The organism is Cellulosimicrobium cellulans (genome assembly GCF_016907755.1).
GTDB lineage: Bacteria > Actinomycetota > Actinomycetes > Actinomycetales > Cellulomonadaceae > Cellulosimicrobium > Cellulosimicrobium cellulans_D.
In genome coordinates, this window is record NZ_JAFBCN010000001.1 from 2504995 (window position 1) to 2523437 (window position 18443).

An 18443-nucleotide genomic window follows, 5' to 3' on the forward strand; every position below is an offset into this window, starting at 1 on the left:
GGGGCTGCGGGTCGTGCGGTGACGGCCAGGACGAGCGGTGGGGTCGGACCGTGTGCGCAGGACGTCAGAGGCGCACTCCTCGAACCCCCGCCCGACAGACCAGGGTGACGGTGCGCCAGTCCAAGCACACGGTCCGACCCCACCGCGGACCCGACCCGGCGGGCAGGAGACCCGACCCCACCGCGGAGCCCGACCACGCGTACCGTGGGTGGGGCCATAGGCCCGCGCGTTGCATAACTATGTATAGTGATGCATATGACGATCAGAGTCGCGGTCGCGGGTGCGTCCGGTTACGCCGGTGGGGAGACGCTCCGCCTGCTCGCCGGGCACCCGGAGGTGGAGATCGGCGCCGTCACGGCGCACAGCAACGCGGGGTCGCTCCTCGGTGAGCACCAGCCGCACCTGCGATCCCTCGCCGACCGCGTGCTGCTGCCGACGAGCGTCGAGCACCTCGTGGGGCACGACGTCGTCGTCCTCGCGCTGCCGCACGGCGCGTCGGGCGAGATCGCGGCGCAGCTCCCGGACGACGTGCTCGTGCTGGACCTGGGCGCCGACCACCGGCTGGAGTCCGCGGCGGACTGGGTGGCGTTCTACGGCTCCGAGCACGCGGGCACCTGGCCGTACGGGCTGCCGGAGCTGCTGCTCACGAGCGACGCCGGGGCAGGCGCGAGCGAGACGAAGCAGCGCGAGCGGCTCGCCGGCGTGCGCCGCGTCGCGGTGCCGGGGTGCAACGTCACGGCGGTCACGCTGGGCATCCAACCGGGTGTCGCGTCGGGGCTCGTCGAGGGCCGTGACCTCGTCGCGGTGCTCGCCAACGGCTACTCGGGCGCGGGCAAGTCGCTCAAGCCGCACCTGCTCGCCTCCGAGGCGATCGGGTCGGCCCAGCCGTACGCCGTCGGCGGGTCGCACCGGCACATCCCGGAGATCGCGCAGAACCTGCTGGCCGCGGGGGCCCCGGCCGTGAGCATCTCGTTCACGCCCACCCTCGTGCCGATGTCGCGCGGGATCCTCGCCACGGTCACGGCGCGCCTGTCCGACGACGCCGCGCGCCTCGACCCTGCCGAGCTCGACGCGCGCGTGCGCTGGGCCTGGGAGGACGCGTACGTCGGCGAGCCGTTCGTCCGGGTGCTGCCCGCGGGGCAGTGGCCGACGACGGCGATGACGCTCGGCGCCAACACGGCGCTCGTCCAGGTCGCGGTCGACCACGCGGCGGGCCGCGTCGTCGCCGTCACGGCGATCGACAACCTCGTCAAGGGCACCGCGGGCGCCGCGGTGCAGTCCATGAACATCGCGCTCGGCCTGCCGCAGACGGCGGGCCTCACGACCGAGGGGGTCGCCCCGTGACCGTCACCACCCCGCAGGGCTTCCGGGCCGCCGGCGTCGCCGCCGGGCTCAAGTCCACGGGCGCCCACGACGTCGCGCTCGTCGTCAACGACGGGCCGCTCGACGTCGCCGCGGCCGTCCTCACGACGAACCGCGTGTTCGCCGCGCCGGTCGCCTGGACGCGGCAGGCCGTGAGCGACGGGCGCGCGACGGCTGTCGTGCTCAACTCGGGCGGCGCCAACGCGTGCACGGGGCCGGAGGGCTTCGCCGACGCGCACCGCACGGCGGAGCACGTCGCCGACGTGCTCGCCACGTCCGCCGGCGACGTGCTGGTGTGCTCCACGGGACTCATCGGGGTGCGGCTCCCCATGGACACGCTCCTCGCGGGCGTCGACGCCGCCGCGGCGGCGCTCGCGGACCCGGCGGCGGGCATCGACGGCGGCGGTGACGCCGCGCTGGCGATCATGACGACGGACACCGTGCCCAAGACCGTCTCCGTGGTCCGCGAGGTCGCCGACGCCACCGCGCCGGACGGCGCGGCGACGTGGTCCGTCGGGGGCATGGCGAAGGGTGCGGGCATGCTCGCACCGGGCCTCGCGACCATGCTGTGCGTGCTCACGACGGACGCCGTCGTCGACGCCGCGTCGGCCGACGCCGCGCTGCGCGCCGCCACGCGCACGACGTTCGACCGTGTCGACTCCGACGGCTGCATGTCGACGAACGACACCGTGATCCTCCTGGCCTCCGGCGCGTCCGGGGTCGAGGTGACGCTCGACGAGCTCACGGACGCCGTGACCGAGGCGAGCGCGTCGCTCGCGCGCCAGCTCGTGGCCGACGCCGAGGGCGCGAGCCACGACGTCGCCGTCACCGTGGTGGGCGCGTCGAGCGAGGACGCCGCCGTCGCGGTCGCGCGCGCCGTCACGCGGTCCAACCTGTTCAAGGCCGCGATCTTCGGCAACGACCCGAACTGGGGGCGCATCGTGTCGGCCGTCGGGACGGTCCCCGAGGAGGTCGCGCCGTTCGACGCGCTCCTGCTCGACGTGACGGTCAACGACGTCCAGGTGTGCCGGGCCGGGGGAGTGGGCGAGCCCCGCGAGCTCGTCGACCTCGCCGCCGAGCGCGAGGTGCGCGTCGAGATCGACCTGCACGCCGGCTCCGCGAGCGCGACCGTCTGGACCAACGACCTCACGCACGACTACGTCCACGAGAACAGCGCGTACTCCTCATGAGCGACCCGACCACGCCCACGCCCCACCCGGACGACGCCGCGTTCGACACGCGCACCGACCTGCGCCCCGAGCAGAAGGCCGAGGTGCTCGTCGAGGCCCTGCCGTGGCTCGAGGAGTTCGCCGGCGCGCTCGTCGTCGTCAAGTACGGCGGCAACGCCATGGTCGACGACACGCTCAAGGCCGCGTTCGCCGAGGACATGGTGTTCCTGCGCCGCGTCGGGCTGCACCCGGTCGTCGTGCACGGCGGGGGCCCGCAGATCTCCGCGATGCTCGACCGCCTCGGCATCGAGTCCGAGTTCCGCGGCGGCCTGCGCGTCACGACGCCCGAGGCGATGGACGTCGTGCGCATGGTCCTCACGGGCCAGGTGTCGCGCGAGCTCGTCGGCCTCATCAACGCGCACGGCCCGTACGCCGTCGGTCTCTCGGGCGAGGACGGCGGCCTGCTCCGGGCCCAGCGCCGGCACGCGACCGTGGACGGCGAGCCGGTCGACGTCGGGCTCGTCGGCGACGTCGTCGAGGTGCACCCGTCCGCGGTCCAGGACCTGCTCGACGCCGGCCGCATCCCCGTCGTCTCGACGATCGCGCCCGACCTCGAGGACCCGACCCAGGTGCTCAACGTCAACGCCGACACCGCGGCCGCGGCGCTCGCGGTCGCGCTCGGCGCGAAGAAGCTCGTCGTCCTGACCGACGTCGAGGGTCTATACACGTCCTGGCCAGACACGGACTCGCTCGTCGCGCAGATCACGCGCTCCGAGCTCGCGGCGCTCCTGCCGTCGCTGTCCGCGGGCATGGTCCCCAAGATGGAGGCGTGCCTGCGCGCTGTCGAGGGCGGCGTCCCCGCGGCGACGGTCATCGACGGCCGCGTGCCGCACTCGACGCTGCTCGAGGTCTTCACCACCCAGGGCAACGGGACGATGGTCGTCCCCGACCCCGCGGGCGCGCCGGCGCCCGAGCCCGCCACGACCGCCGGAGGAGCCGCGTGAACGCCCTCGACCACCCGACGGGCGCGCCCGCGCCCGCACCGACGACCACCGTGACGGCCCCGGCCGACGGCTCCGTCGCGCAGTGGACCGACCGGTACGCGCACGCCGTCATGGACACGTTCGGCCCGCCGCAGCGCGTGCTCGTGCGCGGCGAGGGCGCGTACGTGTGGGACGCCGACGGCAAGCGCTACCTCGACCTGCTCGCGGGCATCGCGGTCAACGCGCTCGGCCACGCCCACCCGACGCTCACGGCCGCGGTCTCCGCCCAGCTCGGCACGCTCGGGCACGTCTCGAACTTCTTCGGCACCCCGACGCAGATCGCGCTCGCCGAGCGCCTGCTCGCGCTCGCGGAGGCTCCCGAGGGGTCGCGCGTGTTCTTCACGAACTCGGGCACCGAGGCGAACGAGGCGGCGTTCAAGATGACGCGCCGGACGGGCAGGACGCGGGTCCTCGCGCTCCAGGGCGGCTTCCACGGGCGGACGATGGGCGCGCTCGCGCTGACGTCGAAGGCCGCGTACCGCGAGCCGTTCGAGCCGCTCCCGGGCGGCGTCGAGTTCGTCGCGTTCGACGACGTCGCCGCGCTCGAGGAGGCCTTCTCGCCCGCGGCGGTGGCGGCCCGCGGCGAGGTCGCCGCGCTCGTCGTCGAGCCGGTGCAGGGCGAGGCGGGCGTGCGCTCGCTCTCGCCGGGCTACCTCGTCGCCGCGCGCGAGCTCACGGCGCGCCACGGCGCGCTGCTCGTGCTCGACGAGGTGCAGACCGGCGTCGGGCGCACCGGCTCGTGGTTCGCCTACCAGCAGCCCGAGGTGGGCGGCGGCGTCGTGCCCGACGTCGTCACGCTCGCCAAGGGCCTCGGCGGCGGCTTCCCCGTCGGCGCGGTGGTCGCGTACGGCGAGCGGGCTGCGACGCTGCTCGGGCGCGGTCAGCACGGCACGACGTTCGGCGGCAACCCCGTCGCGGCCGCGGCGGCGCTCGCGACGCTCGGCGTCATCGAGCGCGACGGTCTGCTCGAGAACGTCCGGACCGTCGGCGCGCTCCTGCGCGACGGGATCGCCGCGGCGGGCAACCCGCTCGTCGCCGGGGTGCGCGGTCGTGGTCTCCTGCTCGCCGTCCAGCTCACCCGGCCCGTCGCGGCCGACGTCGCGCGCGCGGCTCTCGACGCCGGGTTCGTCGTGAACGCCGTCGCGCCCGACGCGATCCGCCTCGCGCCGCCCCTGATCCTCACGCCCGACCAAGCACGCGACGTCGTCGCGTTCTTCGCGGCGGTCGCCGTCCCCGAGGACCCGGCCGCCGCGGCGACCGGCCCCTCCGCACCCGGCACCGCGGGCCCCGCCTCCACGACCGCCCCCACGACGAGGAGCTCCTGATGGCCCCCCGGCACTTCCTGCGCGACGACGACCTGACGCCCGCCGAGCAGCGTCAGGTCCTCGAGATCGGCCTCGCGTTCCGCGACGACCGCACGTTCCGCCAGCCGCTCGCCGGCCCGCAGGGCGTGGCCGTGCTGTTCGACAAGCCGACGCTGCGCACGCAGCTCTCCTTCGCGACGGGCATCGCCGAGCTCGGCGGCTTCCCGGTCGTCGTGGACGGCCGACTCGCCCAGGTCGGCGTGCGCGAGTCCGTCGCGGACGTGACGCGCGTGCTCGACCGGCAGGCGTCCGCGATCGTGTGGCGCACGTTCGGCCAGGACCGGCTCGAGGAGATGGCGGCGATCAGCCGCGTGCCGGTCGTCAACGCCCTGACCGACGACTTCCACCCGTGCCAGATCCTCGCGGACCTGCTGACGATCGCCCAGCTCCGCGGCGGCACGGGCGCGCTCGCGGGCCAGACGCTCGCGTACGTCGGTGACGGGGCCAACAACATGGCCCACTCCTACCTGCTCGGTGGCGCGACCGCGGGCCTGCACGTGCGGATCGGGACGCCGGACGGGTACCCGCCCCACCCTGTGTTCGTCGCCGACGCGGAGCGGATCGCCGCCGAGACCGGGGGGTCGGTCCTCGTCACGTCCGACCCGGTCGAGGCCGTCGCGGGGGCGGACGTCGTCGCGACCGACACGTGGGTGTCGATGGGGGACGAGGCCCAGGCGGAGCAGCGCGCGCTCCCGTTCGTTCCCTACCAGGTGAACGACGAGCTCCTCGCGCACGCGAAGGACGACGCGATCGTCCTGCACTGCCTGCCCGCCTACCGGGGCAAGGAGATCACCGCCGAGGTGATCGACGGCCCCCGCTCGGCGGTGTGGGACGAGGCGGAGAACCGGCTGCACGCGCAGAAGGCGCTGCTCACGTTCCTCCTGGAGCGGTCGTGACCGAGGCCCGCACGGCGACCACGAAGACGGCGCGCCACGCGCGCATCGCCGAGATCGTGCGCCGCACCGAGATCCACTCGCAGGCCGAGCTCGCGCGCGAGCTCGAACAGGAGGGGCTGTCGGTGACGCAGGCGACGCTGTCGCGCGACCTCATCGAGCTGCGCGCCGAGAAGGTGCGCGGCGCCTCGGGCGCGCTCGTGTACGCCGTGCCGGGGGAGGGCGGGGACCGCAGCGTGCAGACCGCGGAGTCGCCCGAGTACCTCGCGGCCCGGCTCGCGCGCCTGTGCTCGGAGATGCTCGTCTCGGCCGAGGCGTCGGCGAACCTCGTCGTGCTGCGCACCCCGCCCGGCGCGGCGAACTACCTCGCGTCCGCGATCGACCACTCCGTGCTGCCGCACGTGCTCGGCTGCATCGCGGGCGACGACACGATCCTCGTCATCGCGCGCGACCCCGACGGCGGCGCCGACCTCGCGCGGCGCTTCCTCGAGCTGTCCGGACCCCTGGGCGGGACCCTCCCGGGCACGCCTGACTGACCGGCGTCGGACCGCCCTCCGCTCGACCGGCGCGACCGGGCCGTCCTGCGACACTGGACCACAGACCCCACCCGCACGTCACAGAAAGAGACCGTCATGACTGAACGCGTCGTGCTCGCCTACTCGGGCGGCCTGGACACGTCGGTGGCCATCGGCTGGATCGCCGAGGCCACGGGCGCCGAGGTCGTCGCCGTCGCGGTCGACGTCGGCCAGGGCGGGGAGGACCTCGAGGTCATCCGGCAGCGCGCCCTGGACTGCGGCGCCGTCGAGGCGTACGTCGCCGACGCGCGCGACGAGTTCGCGGCCGAGTACTGCATGCCCGCGCTGCGCGCGAACGGGCTCTACCTCGACCGCTACCCGCTCGTCTCGGCGATCTCGCGCCCCGTCATCGTCAAGCACCTCGTGCGTGCCGCGCGCCAGTTCGGCGCGACGACGGTCGCGCACGGCTGCACCGGCAAGGGCAACGACCAGGTGCGCTTCGAGGTCGCGACGACGTCGCTCGCGCCCGAGCTCAAGACGATCGCGCCCGTGCGCGACCTCGCGCTGACGCGCGAGAAGGCCATCGAGTACGCGGAGAAGCACTCCCTGCCCATCGCGACGACCAAGCACAACCCGTTCTCGATCGACCAGAACGTGTGGGGCCGCGCGGTCGAGACCGGCTTCCTCGAGGACATCTGGAACGCCCCGACCAAGGACGTCTACAACTACACCGACGACCCGACGTTCCCGCCCGTCGCGGACGAGGTCGTCGTCACGTTCGAGCAGGGCATCCCGATCGCGCTCGACGGCGTCGCGGTCACGCCGCTCCAGGCGATCCAGGAGATGAACCGCCGCGCGGGCGCGCAGGGCGTCGGCCGCATCGACATCGTCGAGGACCGCCTCGTCGGCATCAAGTCCCGCGAGGTCTACGAGGCCCCGGGCGCCATCGCGCTCATCGCCGCGCACCAGGAGCTCGAGAACGTCACCCTGGAGCGCGAGCAGGCCCGCTTCAAGCGCGGCGTCGAGCAGCGCTGGACCGAGCTCGTCTACGACGGCATGTGGTTCAGCCCGCTCAAGCGCTCGCTCGACGTGTTCATCGACGACACCCAGCGGTACGTCTCCGGCGACGTGCGCCTCGTGCTGCACGGCGGTCGCGCGACCGTCACGGGCCGCCGCTCGGAGGCGAGCCTGTACGACTTCAACCTGGCGACCTACGACGAGGGCGACTCGTTCGACCAGTCGCAGGCCAAGGGATTCATCGAGATCTACGGTCTCACCGCGAAGCTCGCCGCCGCGCGCGACGAGAAGTTCGGCAACGGTGTGGACCTCGGGGCAGGAGCACTGTGAGCACGCACGACCAGCAGGGACCGGAGACCACCACGCCCGTCGAGGACGGCGCGGTGGCGGAGGCCACCGACGGGGGAGGGCGCGTGAGCCTGTGGGGCGGTCGCTTCGCCGGCGGGCCCGCCGACGCGCTCGCCGCGCTGAGCAAGTCGACGCACTTCGACTGGCGCCTCGCGGGTCAGGACGTCGCGGGCTCGAAGGCCCACGCGAAGGTCCTGCACGCGGCCCGGCTCCTCGACGACGACGAGCTCGACGGCATGCTCGCGGCGCTCGAGCGCCTGCGCGAGGACGTCGCGTCGGGCGCGTTCGTCGCGGCCGACGACGACGAGGACGTGCACACCGCTCTCGAGCGCGGGCTCATCGAGCGTGCTGGTCCCGAGCTCGGCGGCAAGCTGCGCGCGGGCCGGTCGCGCAACGACCAGATCGCGACGCTCACGCGCATGTACCTGCGCGACGAGGCGCGCACCATCGCGAGGCTGGTGCTCGACGTCGTCGACGCGCTGATCGAGCAGGCCGCCGCGCACCCGGGTGCGGCGATGCCCGGCCGCACGCACCTCCAGCACGCGCAGCCCGTCCTGCTCGCCCACCACCTGCTCGCGCACGCGTGGCCGCTGCTGCGCGACGTCGACCGCTTCATCGACTGGGACGTGCGCGCCGCGCGCTCGCCGTACGGGTCGGGGGCGCTCGCGGGCTCGTCGCTGGGCCTCGACCCGGCGGCCGTCGCCGCCGAGCTCGGGTTCGACGGCCCGGTCGAGAACTCGATCGACGGCACGGCGTCGCGCGACGTCGTCGCGGAGTTCGCGTTCGTCGCCGCGATGCTGGGCGTCGACCTCTCGCGCCTCGCGGAGGAGGTCATCCTCTGGGCGACCAAGGAGTTCGGCTTCGTGCGCCTGCACGACTCGTACTCCACGGGGTCGAGCATCATGCCGCAGAAGAAGAACCCCGACGTCGCCGAGCTCGCGCGCGGCAAGGCGGGCCGCCTCATCGGCGACCTGTCGGGCCTGCTCGCGACGCTCAAGGGCCTGCCGCTCGCGTACAACCGCGACCTGCAGGAGGACAAGGAGCCCGTGTTCGACCAGGTCGACACGCTCGAGGTGCTCCTGCCCGCGTTCGCCGGCATGGTCGCGACGCTGACGTTCGACACCGAGCGCATGGCCTCGCTCGCGCCGCAGGGCTTCTCGCTCGCGACGGACGTCGCCGAGTGGCTCGTGCGCGAGGGCGTGCCGTTCCGCGTCGCGCACGAGGTCGCGGGCGCGTGCGTGCGCGCGTGCGAGGAGCGGGGCATCGAGCTCTGGGACCTGTCCGACGACGACCTCGCGGGCATCTCCGAGCACCTCACGCCCGGGGTGCACGACGTGCTGAGCGTCGAGGGCTCGCTCGCGTCGCGCGACGCCGTGGGCGGGACGGCCCCCGTCCGGGTCGCCGAGCAGCTCGAGGCCGCGAAGGAGCGCTCGGCCGAGTACCGCTTCTGGGCCCAGGACTGACGGTTGCCCGCGTCGGGGGTGGGCGCGTGAGCGTCGAGCACGACGTCCTCGCGGACCTCGTGCGTCGCGTGCGCGACGCCGTCCCGCGCCTCGGCCCGTCGACCGGCCCGTCGACCCGCCCGGGCGACGGGCCGGCAGGAGGCGGCGCGACGTCGTCGGGCACCCGGCTCGTGGTGGTCGACGGGCCGGCGGGCTCGGGCAAGACGACGCTCGCCGCCCAGCTCGGCGAGGCCCTGCCCGCGCAGGTGCTCCACATGGACGACCTGTACGAGGGCTGGCGGGGGCTCGAACCGGCGTGGGGCCGCCTGGCGGAGTGGGTGCTCGCGCCCCTCGCCGCGGGTCGCGCGGGGCGGTACCGCCGGTTCGACTGGGCGCTCGACCGCTTCGCCGAGTGGCACGACGTCGCCCCCGCGCCGTACCTGGTCGTCGAGGGGTGCGGGGCGGGCCGGCGGGAGGCGGACGACGTCGCGGCGCTGCGCGTATGGGTCGAGGCCCCGGACGACGTGCGGCTGCGGCGCGGGCTCGACCGGGACGGCGAGGACCAGCGCGGACACTGGCTCGCCTGGATGGCCGACGAGCGCGCGCACTACGCGCGCAACGCGTCGCGCGAGCGCGCGGACGTCGTGCTCGACGGGTGGGGGACCGTCGTGCGCGCAGGGCGCCGATGAGCGCCGGCCGGGAGGACGCGTCGGACGCGCAGGTCGAGGCCGCCCGGTCCGCCTGGGCCCGCGCCGTCCGGACGACGGACGGTCTCGCGATCGGGGTGTCGGCGTTCGCCGTCGTGGGCACGGCGACCGCCGTCGTCCTCGCCGCGACCGCCCGCACGACGACCCTCTCGACCCTGTTCCTGCTGCCGAGCCGGTTCGACGCCGGGGGAACCTGGTGGGTGTGGGACGTCCCGACCGACCACGTCTGGTGGATCACCCTGGGCGTCCTGGTGCCGCCCGCGATCGCGACGCTCGTCGGCGCACGGCGGACGCGCCGTCGGCGTGCCGAGATCGAGGCAGGGCTCGCGCGGGGCACCGCTCGCGCTCCTCGGCACGGTCCTGGCGGCGACCGCGGGGAGCTGGTGGGTGATCGCGCTGGTCGTCGCCTGGTCCGGGGCCGCGGTCCCGGACCGGCTGCGGAGCGTCGCGCCCGGCTGCTGGGTTCCCGCCACCTGGGTGAGCCTCGCCCTGGTCGTCGTGCTGGCCTGGTACGTGGGCCCGCGCCCGCCGCGGCGGAGCCCTCGTGTGGGCGACGAGGCGTAGATTGCCCACGACGGAAGGTGGTGCGATGTCGACGGACGCCGTGACGCAGACGACGGGGAGCGGTGGCTCCCGTACCGTCGGACCGTGGGACGTCCCTGCCCGGGGCTGGTACGCGCGCGACGTCCAGGAGGTCGCCCGCGACCTGCTCGGGTCGTTCCTCACCCGACGCGGCGACGACGGCGACGTCACCCTGCGGATCACCGAGGTCGAGGCGTACGACGGCGAGCGCGACCCGGGGTCGCACGCCTTCCGCGGGCGGACGGAGCGCAACCGCGCGATGTTCGGCGAGCCCGGGCGGCTGTACGTGTACCGGCACCTCGGCCTGCACCACTGCGTCAACGTCGTCTGCGGGCCGCTGGGCCGCGCGTCCGCCGTCCTGCTGCGCGCGGGCGAGGTGACCGACGGCGTCGACCTCGCGCGGTCGCGCCGGTTCGCCGCCGGCAGGTGCGACTCCGACCGCCAGATCGCGCGGGGTCCCGCGCGCCTCGCGGTCGCGCTCGACCTCGACCTGCGCCAGTACGGTGCCGAGCTGACGGACCCCGAGGGCGAGCTCGTGCTGCACCGTGGGACCGCCACGACGCTGCGCCCGGCGATCGCGACAGGCCCGCGCGTCGGCGTCTCGGGCGACGGGGGAGACGGAGACCTGTACCCGTGGCGCTCGTGGCTCACGGGAGACCCGACGGTCTCGGCCTACCGCCGTGTGAGCGCCCGGGCGCGATGAGTCACGCCGCCGGGCGGTGGTGTGCGGCCGCGACCGTGTGCCTGACGCGCCGGCCGTCCCGTGGGCGGTGGCCGACGGTGGCCGCGCGGCACGGCAGACTAGGACCCGCCTCCCGCACGGGCGGCGGAGCACGTGCCCGGATCGGGCACTCGACGAAGGAGTAGAAGTGAGCGACGTTCTCGACGAGCTGCAATGGCGGGGCCTGGTGGCGCAGTCCACCGACGAGGCCGCGCTGCGCGCCGCGCTGGCCGAGGGCCCGATCACGTATTACTGCGGTTTCGACCCGACAGCGCCGAGCCTGCACCACGGTCACCTCGTGCAGCTCGTCGTGCTGCGTCACCTCCAGCTCGCGGGCCACCACGCCGTGGCGCTCGTGGGCGGGGCGACGGGCATGATCGGTGACCCGCGCCAGTCGGGCGAGCGGGTGCTCAACACCAAGGAGACCGTCGCGGAGTGGACCGAGCGCCTGAAGTCGCAGGTGTCCCGGTTCCTCGACTTCGAGGGCGACAACCCCGCCCGGCTCGTGAACAACCTCGACTGGATCTCCGAGCTGTCGGCGATCGACTTCCTGCGAGACGTCGGCAAGCACTACCGGCTCGGCACGATGCTCGCGAAGGACACGGTCGCGCGCCGACTGCGCTCCGAAGAGGGCATCAGCTTCACCGAGTTCAGCTACCAGATCCTCCAGGGGATCGACTTCCTCGAGCTGTTCCGCCGGCACGGCGTGTCCCTCCAGACGGGGGGCAACGACCAGTGGGGCAACCTGCTGTCGGGCGTCGAGCTCATCCGCAAGACCGAGGGCGCGGCCGTGCACGTGCTCACGACGCCGCTCATCACCAAGGCCGACGGCACCAAGTTCGGCAAGACGGAGGGCGGGGCGGTCTGGCTCGCACCCGACATGATGAGCCCGTACGCCTTCTACCAGTACTGGCTCAACGCCGCGGACGAGGACGTGGTGGGCTGGCTGAAGATCTTCACGTTCCGCACGCGGGAGGAGATCGCCGAGCTCGAGGCCGCGGTGCGCGAGCGCCCCGGGGCGCGCGAGGCGCAGCGCGCGCTCGCCTCGGACGTCACGACCCTCGTGCACGGGGCGGAGGCGACGGCGTCCGTGATCGCCGCGAGCCAGGCGCTCTTCGGCCGGGGCGAGCTCGCCGGCCTGGACGCGGGAACCCTGGGCGCGGCGGTCGCCGAGCTCCCGCGCACGACGGCGCAGGTGGGCGACGCGGTCGTCGACCTGTTCGCGGCGTCGGGCCTCGTCGCGTCGAAGGCTGCCGCTCGTCGCGCGGTGGCCGAGGGCGGGGCGTACGTCAACAACGTCAAGGTGACGAGCGAGGACGCCGTCCTCGCAGCGGGGGACCTGCTGCACGGGCAGTTCGCCCTCCTGCGCCGGGGGAAGAAGACGCTCGGAGTCGCCGTCGCGGACGGCGCCACCGGCTGAGCCGCCACCCAGCTGCGAGGAAGGGGGGGGCCGGACCGCGTCGAGCGGTCCGGCCCCTTCGACGCCTCGTCGCTGGGCGAGGGTCGCGAGGCCGCTCATCTCGCGCCGAACGGGGAGGTCGAACGATGCCGCCGACCGGGCATCGGGAGGGCGGGGCGCACGGATTTGGCACCCGGACGGAGCGCGTGTAGTGTTCTCGACGTTCGCCCGGCAGGGAGGAACGGACACCGGTTCTCGATCGTACGAGACGGTGGCTGGTCCCCCGGGCGGTCCCCCTCGAGAAGGACACGGCGCCTCGCGCGCCGTGACATGATCGAGGCTGCTGGTTCACCGGCTTCTTTCGCTCGGATCACCGAGTTGGAGAAGACGCCGAGGCTCTGGTAGATTAGAGAAGTTGCCCCAAGCGAGGTTCTGCCCGGTCGGGTGGTGCTGAGTTGGTGTGTGTCGGTTGTTTGAGAACTCAACAGTGTGCTTGTTAGTCAATGCCAATTTTTTGTCCCTGTGGCATGGCTGATCGTTCCTGCCCGTCGGGTGGGGTGGTTGGTTGTGTCTGGGATTCCTTTGGTTGATTTCGGAAGATGATGTCATCTTTCGTGTTGATGCCAGTTTTGTGAACCCTGTTGGGGTTCGCTTCGTATGGATTGTTCATCACCGGGCTGTGCTTGGTGGTGGGCGTTGTTCATTTACGGAGAGTTTGATCCTGGCTCAGGACGAACGCTGGCGGCGTGCTTAACACATGCAAGTCGAACGATGAAGCCCAGCTTGCTGGGTGGATTAGTGGCGAACGGGTGAGTAACACGTGAGTAACCTGCCCTTGACTTCGGGATAACTCCGGGAAACCGGGGCTAATACCGGATATGAGCCGCCTTCGCATGGGGGTGGTTGGAAAGTTTTTCGGTCAGGGATGGGCTCGCGGCCTATCAGCTTGTTGGTGGGGTGATGGCCTACCAAGGCGACGACGGGTAGCCGGCCTGAGAGGGCGACCGGCCACACTGGGACTGAGACACGGCCCAGACTCCTACGGGAGGCAGCAGTGGGGAATATTGCACAATGGGCGCAAGCCTGATGCAGCGACGCCGCGTGAGGGATGAAGGCCTTCGGGTTGTAAACCTCTTTCAGCAGGGAAGAAGCGCAAGTGACGGTACCTGCAGAAGAAGCGCCGGCTAACTACGTGCCAGCAGCCGCGGTAATACGTAGGGCGCAAGCGTTGTCCGGAATTATTGGGCGTAAAGAGCTCGTAGGCGGTTTGTCGCGTCTGGTGTGAAAACTCGAGGCTCAACCTCGAGCTTGCATCGGGTACGGGCAGACTAGAGTGCGGTAGGGGAGACTGGAATTCCTGGTGTAGCGGTGGAATGCGCAGATATCAGGAGGAACACCGATGGCGAAGGCAGGTCTCTGGGCCGCAACTGACGCTGAGGAGCGAAAGCATGGGGAGCGAACAGGATTAGATACCCTGGTAGTCCATGCCGTAAACGTTGGGCACTAGGTGTGGGGCTCATTCCACGAGTTCCGTGCCGCAGCAAACGCATTAAGTGCCCCGCCTGGGGAGTACGGCCGCAAGGCTAAAACTCAAAGGAATTGACGGGGGCCCGCACAAGCGGCGGAGCATGCGGATTAATTCGATGCAACGCGAAGAACCTTACCAAGGCTTGACATGCACGGGAAGCCACCAGAGATGGTGGTCTCTTTGGACACTCGTGCACAGGTGGTGCATGGTTGTCGTCAGCTCGTGTCGTGAGATGTTGGGTTAAGTCCCGCAACGAGCGCAACCCTCGTCCCATGTTGCCAGCGGGTTATGCCGGGGACTCATGGGAGACTGCCGGGGTCAACTCGGAGGAAGGTGGGGATGACGTCAAATCATCATGCCCCTTATGTCTTGGGCTTCACGCATGCTACAATGGCCGGTACAAAGGGCTGCGATACCGTAAGGTGGAGCGAATCCCAAAAAGCCGGTCTCAGTTCGGATTGGGGTCTGCAACTCGACCCCATGAAGTCGGAGTCGCTAGTAATCGCAGATCAGCAACGCTGCGGTGAATACGTTCCCGGGCCTTGTACACACCGCCCGTCAAGTCACGAAAGTCGGTAACACCCGAAGCCCATGGCCCAACCGTTCGCGGGGGGAGTGGTCGAAGGTGGGACTGGCGATTGGGACTAAGTCGTAACAAGGTAGCCGTACCGGAAGGTGCGGCTGGATCACCTCCTTTCTAAGGAGCTACCAACCCTCGCCTGGCCGGCTTCGCTGGTGGGTGGGTGGTTCAGGTGCCACGCCATCGCCGTACGTGTGGTGGGTGGTTGCTCATGGGTGGAACATTGACGAAAGAGCGTCCTGGTCTTCGCTGGTGTCAGTACCCGCCGGCCCGCCAGGCTCTGGTCGTCCCTTCGGGGTGGTCGGGGTCGGGTGTGGTGGTGGTGGAACATCGCTGGTGAGGGGTGGGGGGCTTGTCGAGCACACTGTTGGGTCCTCAGGTCACCGGCCACCGGTTGGTGGGGTGCCTGGTACGGGCCGGTCCTCGGGCCACGAACCGCCAGTCTTGTTCCTCTGTGGAGGGGCCAGGGTGGTAGGCGGGTCGGGTGGGGGTCGGGGTCGTTGGTTGTTTGAGAACTGCACAGTGGACGCGAGCATCTTTGTAAAGATCAAGACACACTCGCTGCGCCTTTCGGGGTTGCGTGGGTGTGGTTCTTGGTTCTCTGCAGTTTTGTTGTTTTTGTTGAAGTTTTTAAGGGCACAGGGTGGATGCCTTGGCACTAGGAGCCGAAGAAGGACGTTGTAGCCTGCGATAAGCCTCGGGGAGCTGGCAAACGAGCTGTGATCCGAGGGTTTCCGAATGGGGGAACCCCGCACGAGTCATGTCGTGTGACCCGCACCTGAATATATAGGGTGTGTGGAGGGAACGTCGGGAAGTGAAACATCTCAGTACCGACAGGAAGAGATATTCCGTGAGTAGTGGCGAGCGAAAGCGGATGAGGCCAAACCGGGCGCGTGTTCAAGCTGTCAGGCGTTGCGTGTTCGGGGTTGTGGGACCCTTCTGGTGGATCTGACAGTCCGCCGGGGAGTCAGAAAGTCGTGTCATAGTCGAACCGCATTGAAAGGCGGACCATAGACGGTGCGAGTCCGGTAGACGAAATGGTGCGGCCTCCCGAAGGGGATCCCAAGTAGCACGGGGCCCGAGAAATCTCGTGTGAATCTGGCAAGACCACTTGCTAAGCCTAAATACTACCTAGTGACCGATAGCGGACCAGTACCGTGAGGGAAAGGTGAAAAGTACCCCGGGAGGGGAGTGAAATAGTACCTGAAACCGTGTGCCTACAATCCGTTGGAGCCTCCTTGGCTGGGGTGACAGCGTGCCTTTTGAAGAATGAGCCTGCGAGTTAGTGCTCAGTGGCGAGGTTAACCCGTGTGGGGAAGCCGTAGCGAAAGCGAGTCCGAATAGGGCGCCCATAGTCGCTGGGTCTAGACCCGAAGCGAAGTGATCTAGCCATGGGCAGGTTGAAGCGCGGGTAAGACCGCGTGGAGGACCGAACCCACCAGGGTTGAAAACCTGGGGGATGACCTGTGGTTAGGGGTGAAAGGCCAATCAAACTTCGTGATAGCTGGTTCTCCCCGAAATGCATTTAGGTGCAGCGTCACGTGTTTCTTGCCGGAGGTAGAGCTACTGGATGGCCGATGGGCCCTACAAGGTTACTGACGTCAGCCAAACTCCGAATGCCGGTAAGTGGAAGCGTGGCAGTGAGACTGCGGGGGATAAGCTCCGTAGTCGAGAGGGAAACAGCCCAGACCACCGGCTAAGGCCCCTAAGCGTGTGCTAAGTGGGAAAGGATGTGGAGTTGCACAGACAACCAGGAGGTTGGCTTAGAAGCAGCCACCCTTGAAAGAGTGCGTAATAGCTCACTGGTCAAGTGATTCCGCGCCGACAATGTAGCGGGGCTCAAGTACACCGCCGAAGCCGTGGCATCTGCGCTCAACTCAGGCCTTCGTGGTCCAGAGGCGCAGGTGGGTAGGGGAGCGTCGTGTGGGCAGTGAAGCCGCGGGGGAACCCAGTGGTGGAGCCCACACGAGTGAGAATGCAGGCATGAGTAGCGAAAGACGGGTGAGAAACCCGTCCGCCGAATGACCAAGGGTTCCAGGGCCAGGTTAATCCGCCCTGGGTAAGTCGGGACCTAAGGCGAGGCCGACAGGCGTAGTCGATGGACAAGGAGTTGATATTCTCCTACCGGCGAAGAACCGCCCATACCGAGCCCGGTGATGCTGACCGCCCAAACCTGTCCACCGGCCCTTCGGGGCCACCGGACAGGGGCGCGCGGGACCCAAACCGGTAGTAGGTAAGCGTATTAACAGGGGTGACGCAGGAAGGTAGCCCGGCGTGGCGATGGTAGACCACGTCCAAGGCTGTAGGCCGTCTGGTAGGCAAATCCGCCAGGCATACAGGCTGAGAGCTGACGGTGAGCGCACAAGCGCGAACTGGGTGATCCTATGCTGCCAAGAAAAGCCTCGGCGCGAGGTTCTAGCCGCCCGTACCCCAAACCGACTCAGGTGGTCAGGTAGAGAATACTAAGGCGATCGAGAGAATCGTGGTTAAGGAACTCGGCAAAATGCCCCCGTAACTTCGGGAGAAGGGGGGCCCGAAGCGTGAACACCCTCGCGGTGGGAGCGTGGACGGCCGCAGAGACCAGGGAGAAGCGACTGTTTACTAAAAACACAGGTCCGTGCGAAGTCGCAAGACGATGTATACGGACTGACGCCTGCCCGGTGCTGGAAGGTTAAGAGGACGGGTCAACCCTCGGGTGAAGCTCAGAATTTAAGCCCCAGTAAACGGCGGTGGTAACTATAACCATCCTAAGGTAGCGAAATTCCTTGTCGGGTAAGTTCCGACCTGCACGAATGGCGTAACGACTTCTCCGCTGTCTCAACCGCGAACTCGGCGAAATTGCACTACGAGTAAAGATGCTCGTTACGCGCAGCAGGACGGAAAGACCCCGGGACCTTTACTATAGCTTGGTATTGATGTTCGGTGCGGCTTGTGTAGGATAGGTGGGAGACTGTGAAGCCCGTACGCCAGTGCGGGTGGAGTCAACGTTGAAATACCACTCTGGCCGCTTCGGATGTCTAACCTCGGTCCGTGATCCGGACCAGGGACAGTGCCTGGTGGGTAGTTTAACTGGGGCGGTTGCCTCCTAAAATGTAACGGAGGCGCTCAAAGGTTCCCTCAGCCTGGTTGGCAATCAGGTGTCGAGTGCAAGTGCACAAGGGAGCTTGACTGTGAGACTGACAGGTCGAGCAGGGACGAAAGTCGGAACTAGTGATCCGGCGGTGGCTTGTGGAAGCGCCGTCGCTCAACGGATAAAAGGTACCCCGGGGATAACAGGCTGATCTTGCCCAAGAGTCCATATCGACGGCATGGTTTGGCACCTCGATGTCGGCTCGTCGCATCCTGGGGCTGGAGTAGGTCCCAAGGGTTGGGCTGTTCGCCCATTAAAGCGGTACGCGAGCTGGGTTTAGAACGTCGTGAGACAGTTCGGTCCCTATCCGCTGCGCGCGCAGGAAACTTGAGAAGGGCTGTCCCTAGTACGAGAGGACCGGGACGGACGAACCTCTGGTGTGCCAGTTGTTCCGCCAGGAGCACCGCTGGTTGGCTACGTTCGGAAGGGATAACCGCTGAAAGCATCTAAGCGGGAAGCCTGCTTCAAGATGAGGTTTCCATACCCTACGGGGTGAGAGGCACCCAGCAGAACACTGGGTCGATAGGCCGGACGTGGAAGCGGGGACGAAAGACCCGTGCAGCTGACCGGTACTAATCAGCCGACAACTTCAACACCAACACACTTTGCTACGCGTCCACTGTGCGGTTCCCGAACCACCAAC

General features: G+C 69.5%; 12 protein-coding genes and 2 rRNA genes. All 14 read left to right on the forward strand.

Annotated elements, in window-relative coordinates; genetic code table 11:
• The first annotated feature begins 249 nt into the window (after nucleotides 1-249).
• A complete protein-coding gene (gene argC, locus JOE63_RS10815) occupies nucleotides 250-1344 on the forward strand; it encodes an N-acetyl-gamma-glutamyl-phosphate reductase (RefSeq protein ID WP_204541279.1) in 1095 nt (364 codons plus the stop codon).
• The gene (argJ, locus tag JOE63_RS10820; protein ID WP_087471851.1) at nucleotides 1341-2552 is read left to right on the forward strand and encodes a bifunctional glutamate N-acetyltransferase/amino-acid acetyltransferase ArgJ; all 1212 of its coding nucleotides are present in this window, start codon (nucleotides 1341-1343) and stop codon (nucleotides 2550-2552) included. The genes argC and argJ overlap by 4 nt, the downstream gene beginning before the upstream one ends.
• Nucleotides 2549-3535: an acetylglutamate kinase gene (gene argB, locus JOE63_RS10825; RefSeq protein ID WP_087471852.1), complete on the forward strand. Its 987-nt coding sequence runs from the start codon at nucleotides 2549-2551 to the stop codon at nucleotides 3533-3535. Before argJ ends, argB begins: the two co-directional genes overlap by 4 nt.
• 50 nt (nucleotides 3536-3585) lie before the next feature.
• Nucleotides 3586-4899 (forward strand): acetylornithine transaminase, encoded by a 1314-nt coding sequence (locus tag JOE63_RS10830; protein ID WP_279627910.1) that lies wholly within the window; start codon nucleotides 3586-3588, stop codon nucleotides 4897-4899.
• Entirely contained in the window at nucleotides 4899-5834 is a 936-nt protein-coding gene (argF, locus tag JOE63_RS10835; RefSeq protein ID WP_087471853.1) for an ornithine carbamoyltransferase, read from the forward strand. The genes JOE63_RS10830 and argF overlap by 1 nt, the downstream gene beginning before the upstream one ends.
• On the forward strand, nucleotides 5831-6367 hold the full coding sequence (locus JOE63_RS10840; protein ID WP_087471854.1) for an arginine repressor: 537 nt from the start codon (nucleotides 5831-5833) through the stop codon (nucleotides 6365-6367). Before argF ends, JOE63_RS10840 begins: the two co-directional genes overlap by 4 nt.
• 96 nt (nucleotides 6368-6463) lie before the next feature.
• Nucleotides 6464-7693, forward strand: coding sequence for an argininosuccinate synthase (locus tag JOE63_RS10845; RefSeq protein WP_087471855.1), 1230 nt, complete (start codon nucleotides 6464-6466; stop codon nucleotides 7691-7693).
• Between the two features lie 53 nt (nucleotides 7694-7746).
• Entirely contained in the window at nucleotides 7747-9174 is a 1428-nt protein-coding gene (gene argH, locus JOE63_RS10850) for an argininosuccinate lyase (protein WP_204543642.1), read from the forward strand.
• 26 nt (nucleotides 9175-9200) lie between these two features.
• Nucleotides 9201-9842: a uridine kinase family protein gene (locus JOE63_RS10855; protein WP_204541282.1), complete on the forward strand. Its 642-nt coding sequence runs from the start codon at nucleotides 9201-9203 to the stop codon at nucleotides 9840-9842.
• A 321-nt stretch (nucleotides 9843-10163) separates the two neighbouring features.
• Nucleotides 10164-10424, forward strand: a complete 261-nt coding sequence (locus JOE63_RS10860) for a hypothetical protein (protein WP_204541286.1) — start codon at nucleotides 10164-10166, stop codon at nucleotides 10422-10424.
• Between the two features lie 25 nt (nucleotides 10425-10449).
• Nucleotides 10450-11145, forward strand: a complete 696-nt coding sequence (locus JOE63_RS10865) for a DNA-3-methyladenine glycosylase (RefSeq protein WP_204541289.1) — start codon at nucleotides 10450-10452, stop codon at nucleotides 11143-11145.
• Between the two features lie 166 nt (nucleotides 11146-11311).
• Nucleotides 11312-12583: a tyrosine--tRNA ligase gene (tyrS, locus tag JOE63_RS10870; protein WP_087471859.1), complete on the forward strand. Its 1272-nt coding sequence runs from the start codon at nucleotides 11312-11314 to the stop codon at nucleotides 12581-12583.
• Between the two features lie 682 nt (nucleotides 12584-13265).
• Nucleotides 13266-14787 (forward strand): 16S ribosomal RNA (locus JOE63_RS10875).
• A gap of 503 nt (nucleotides 14788-15290) precedes the next feature.
• Nucleotides 15291-18396: ribosomal RNA gene (locus tag JOE63_RS10880) — 23S ribosomal RNA — on the forward strand.
• The 16S and 23S rRNA genes sit together here, the layout of an rRNA operon.
• Nucleotides 18397-18443: the final 47 nt, after the last annotated feature.

Bases quoted from the DNA above. Each gene is read 5' to 3' on its own strand.
- argC (WP_204541279.1), top strand. From the start codon at position 250: ATGCATATGACGATCAGAGTCGCGGTCGCGGGTGCGTCCGGTTACGCC.
- argB (WP_087471852.1), top strand. From the start codon at position 2,549: ATGAGCGACCCGACCACGCCCACGCCCCACCCGGACGACGCCGCGTTC.
- argF (WP_087471853.1), top strand. From the start codon at position 4,899: ATGGCCCCCCGGCACTTCCTGCGCGACGACGACCTGACGCCCGCCGAG.
- JOE63_RS10845 (WP_087471855.1), top strand. From the start codon at position 6,464: ATGACTGAACGCGTCGTGCTCGCCTACTCGGGCGGCCTGGACACGTCG.
- JOE63_RS10865 (WP_204541289.1), top strand. From the start codon at position 10,450: ATGTCGACGGACGCCGTGACGCAGACGACGGGGAGCGGTGGCTCCCGT.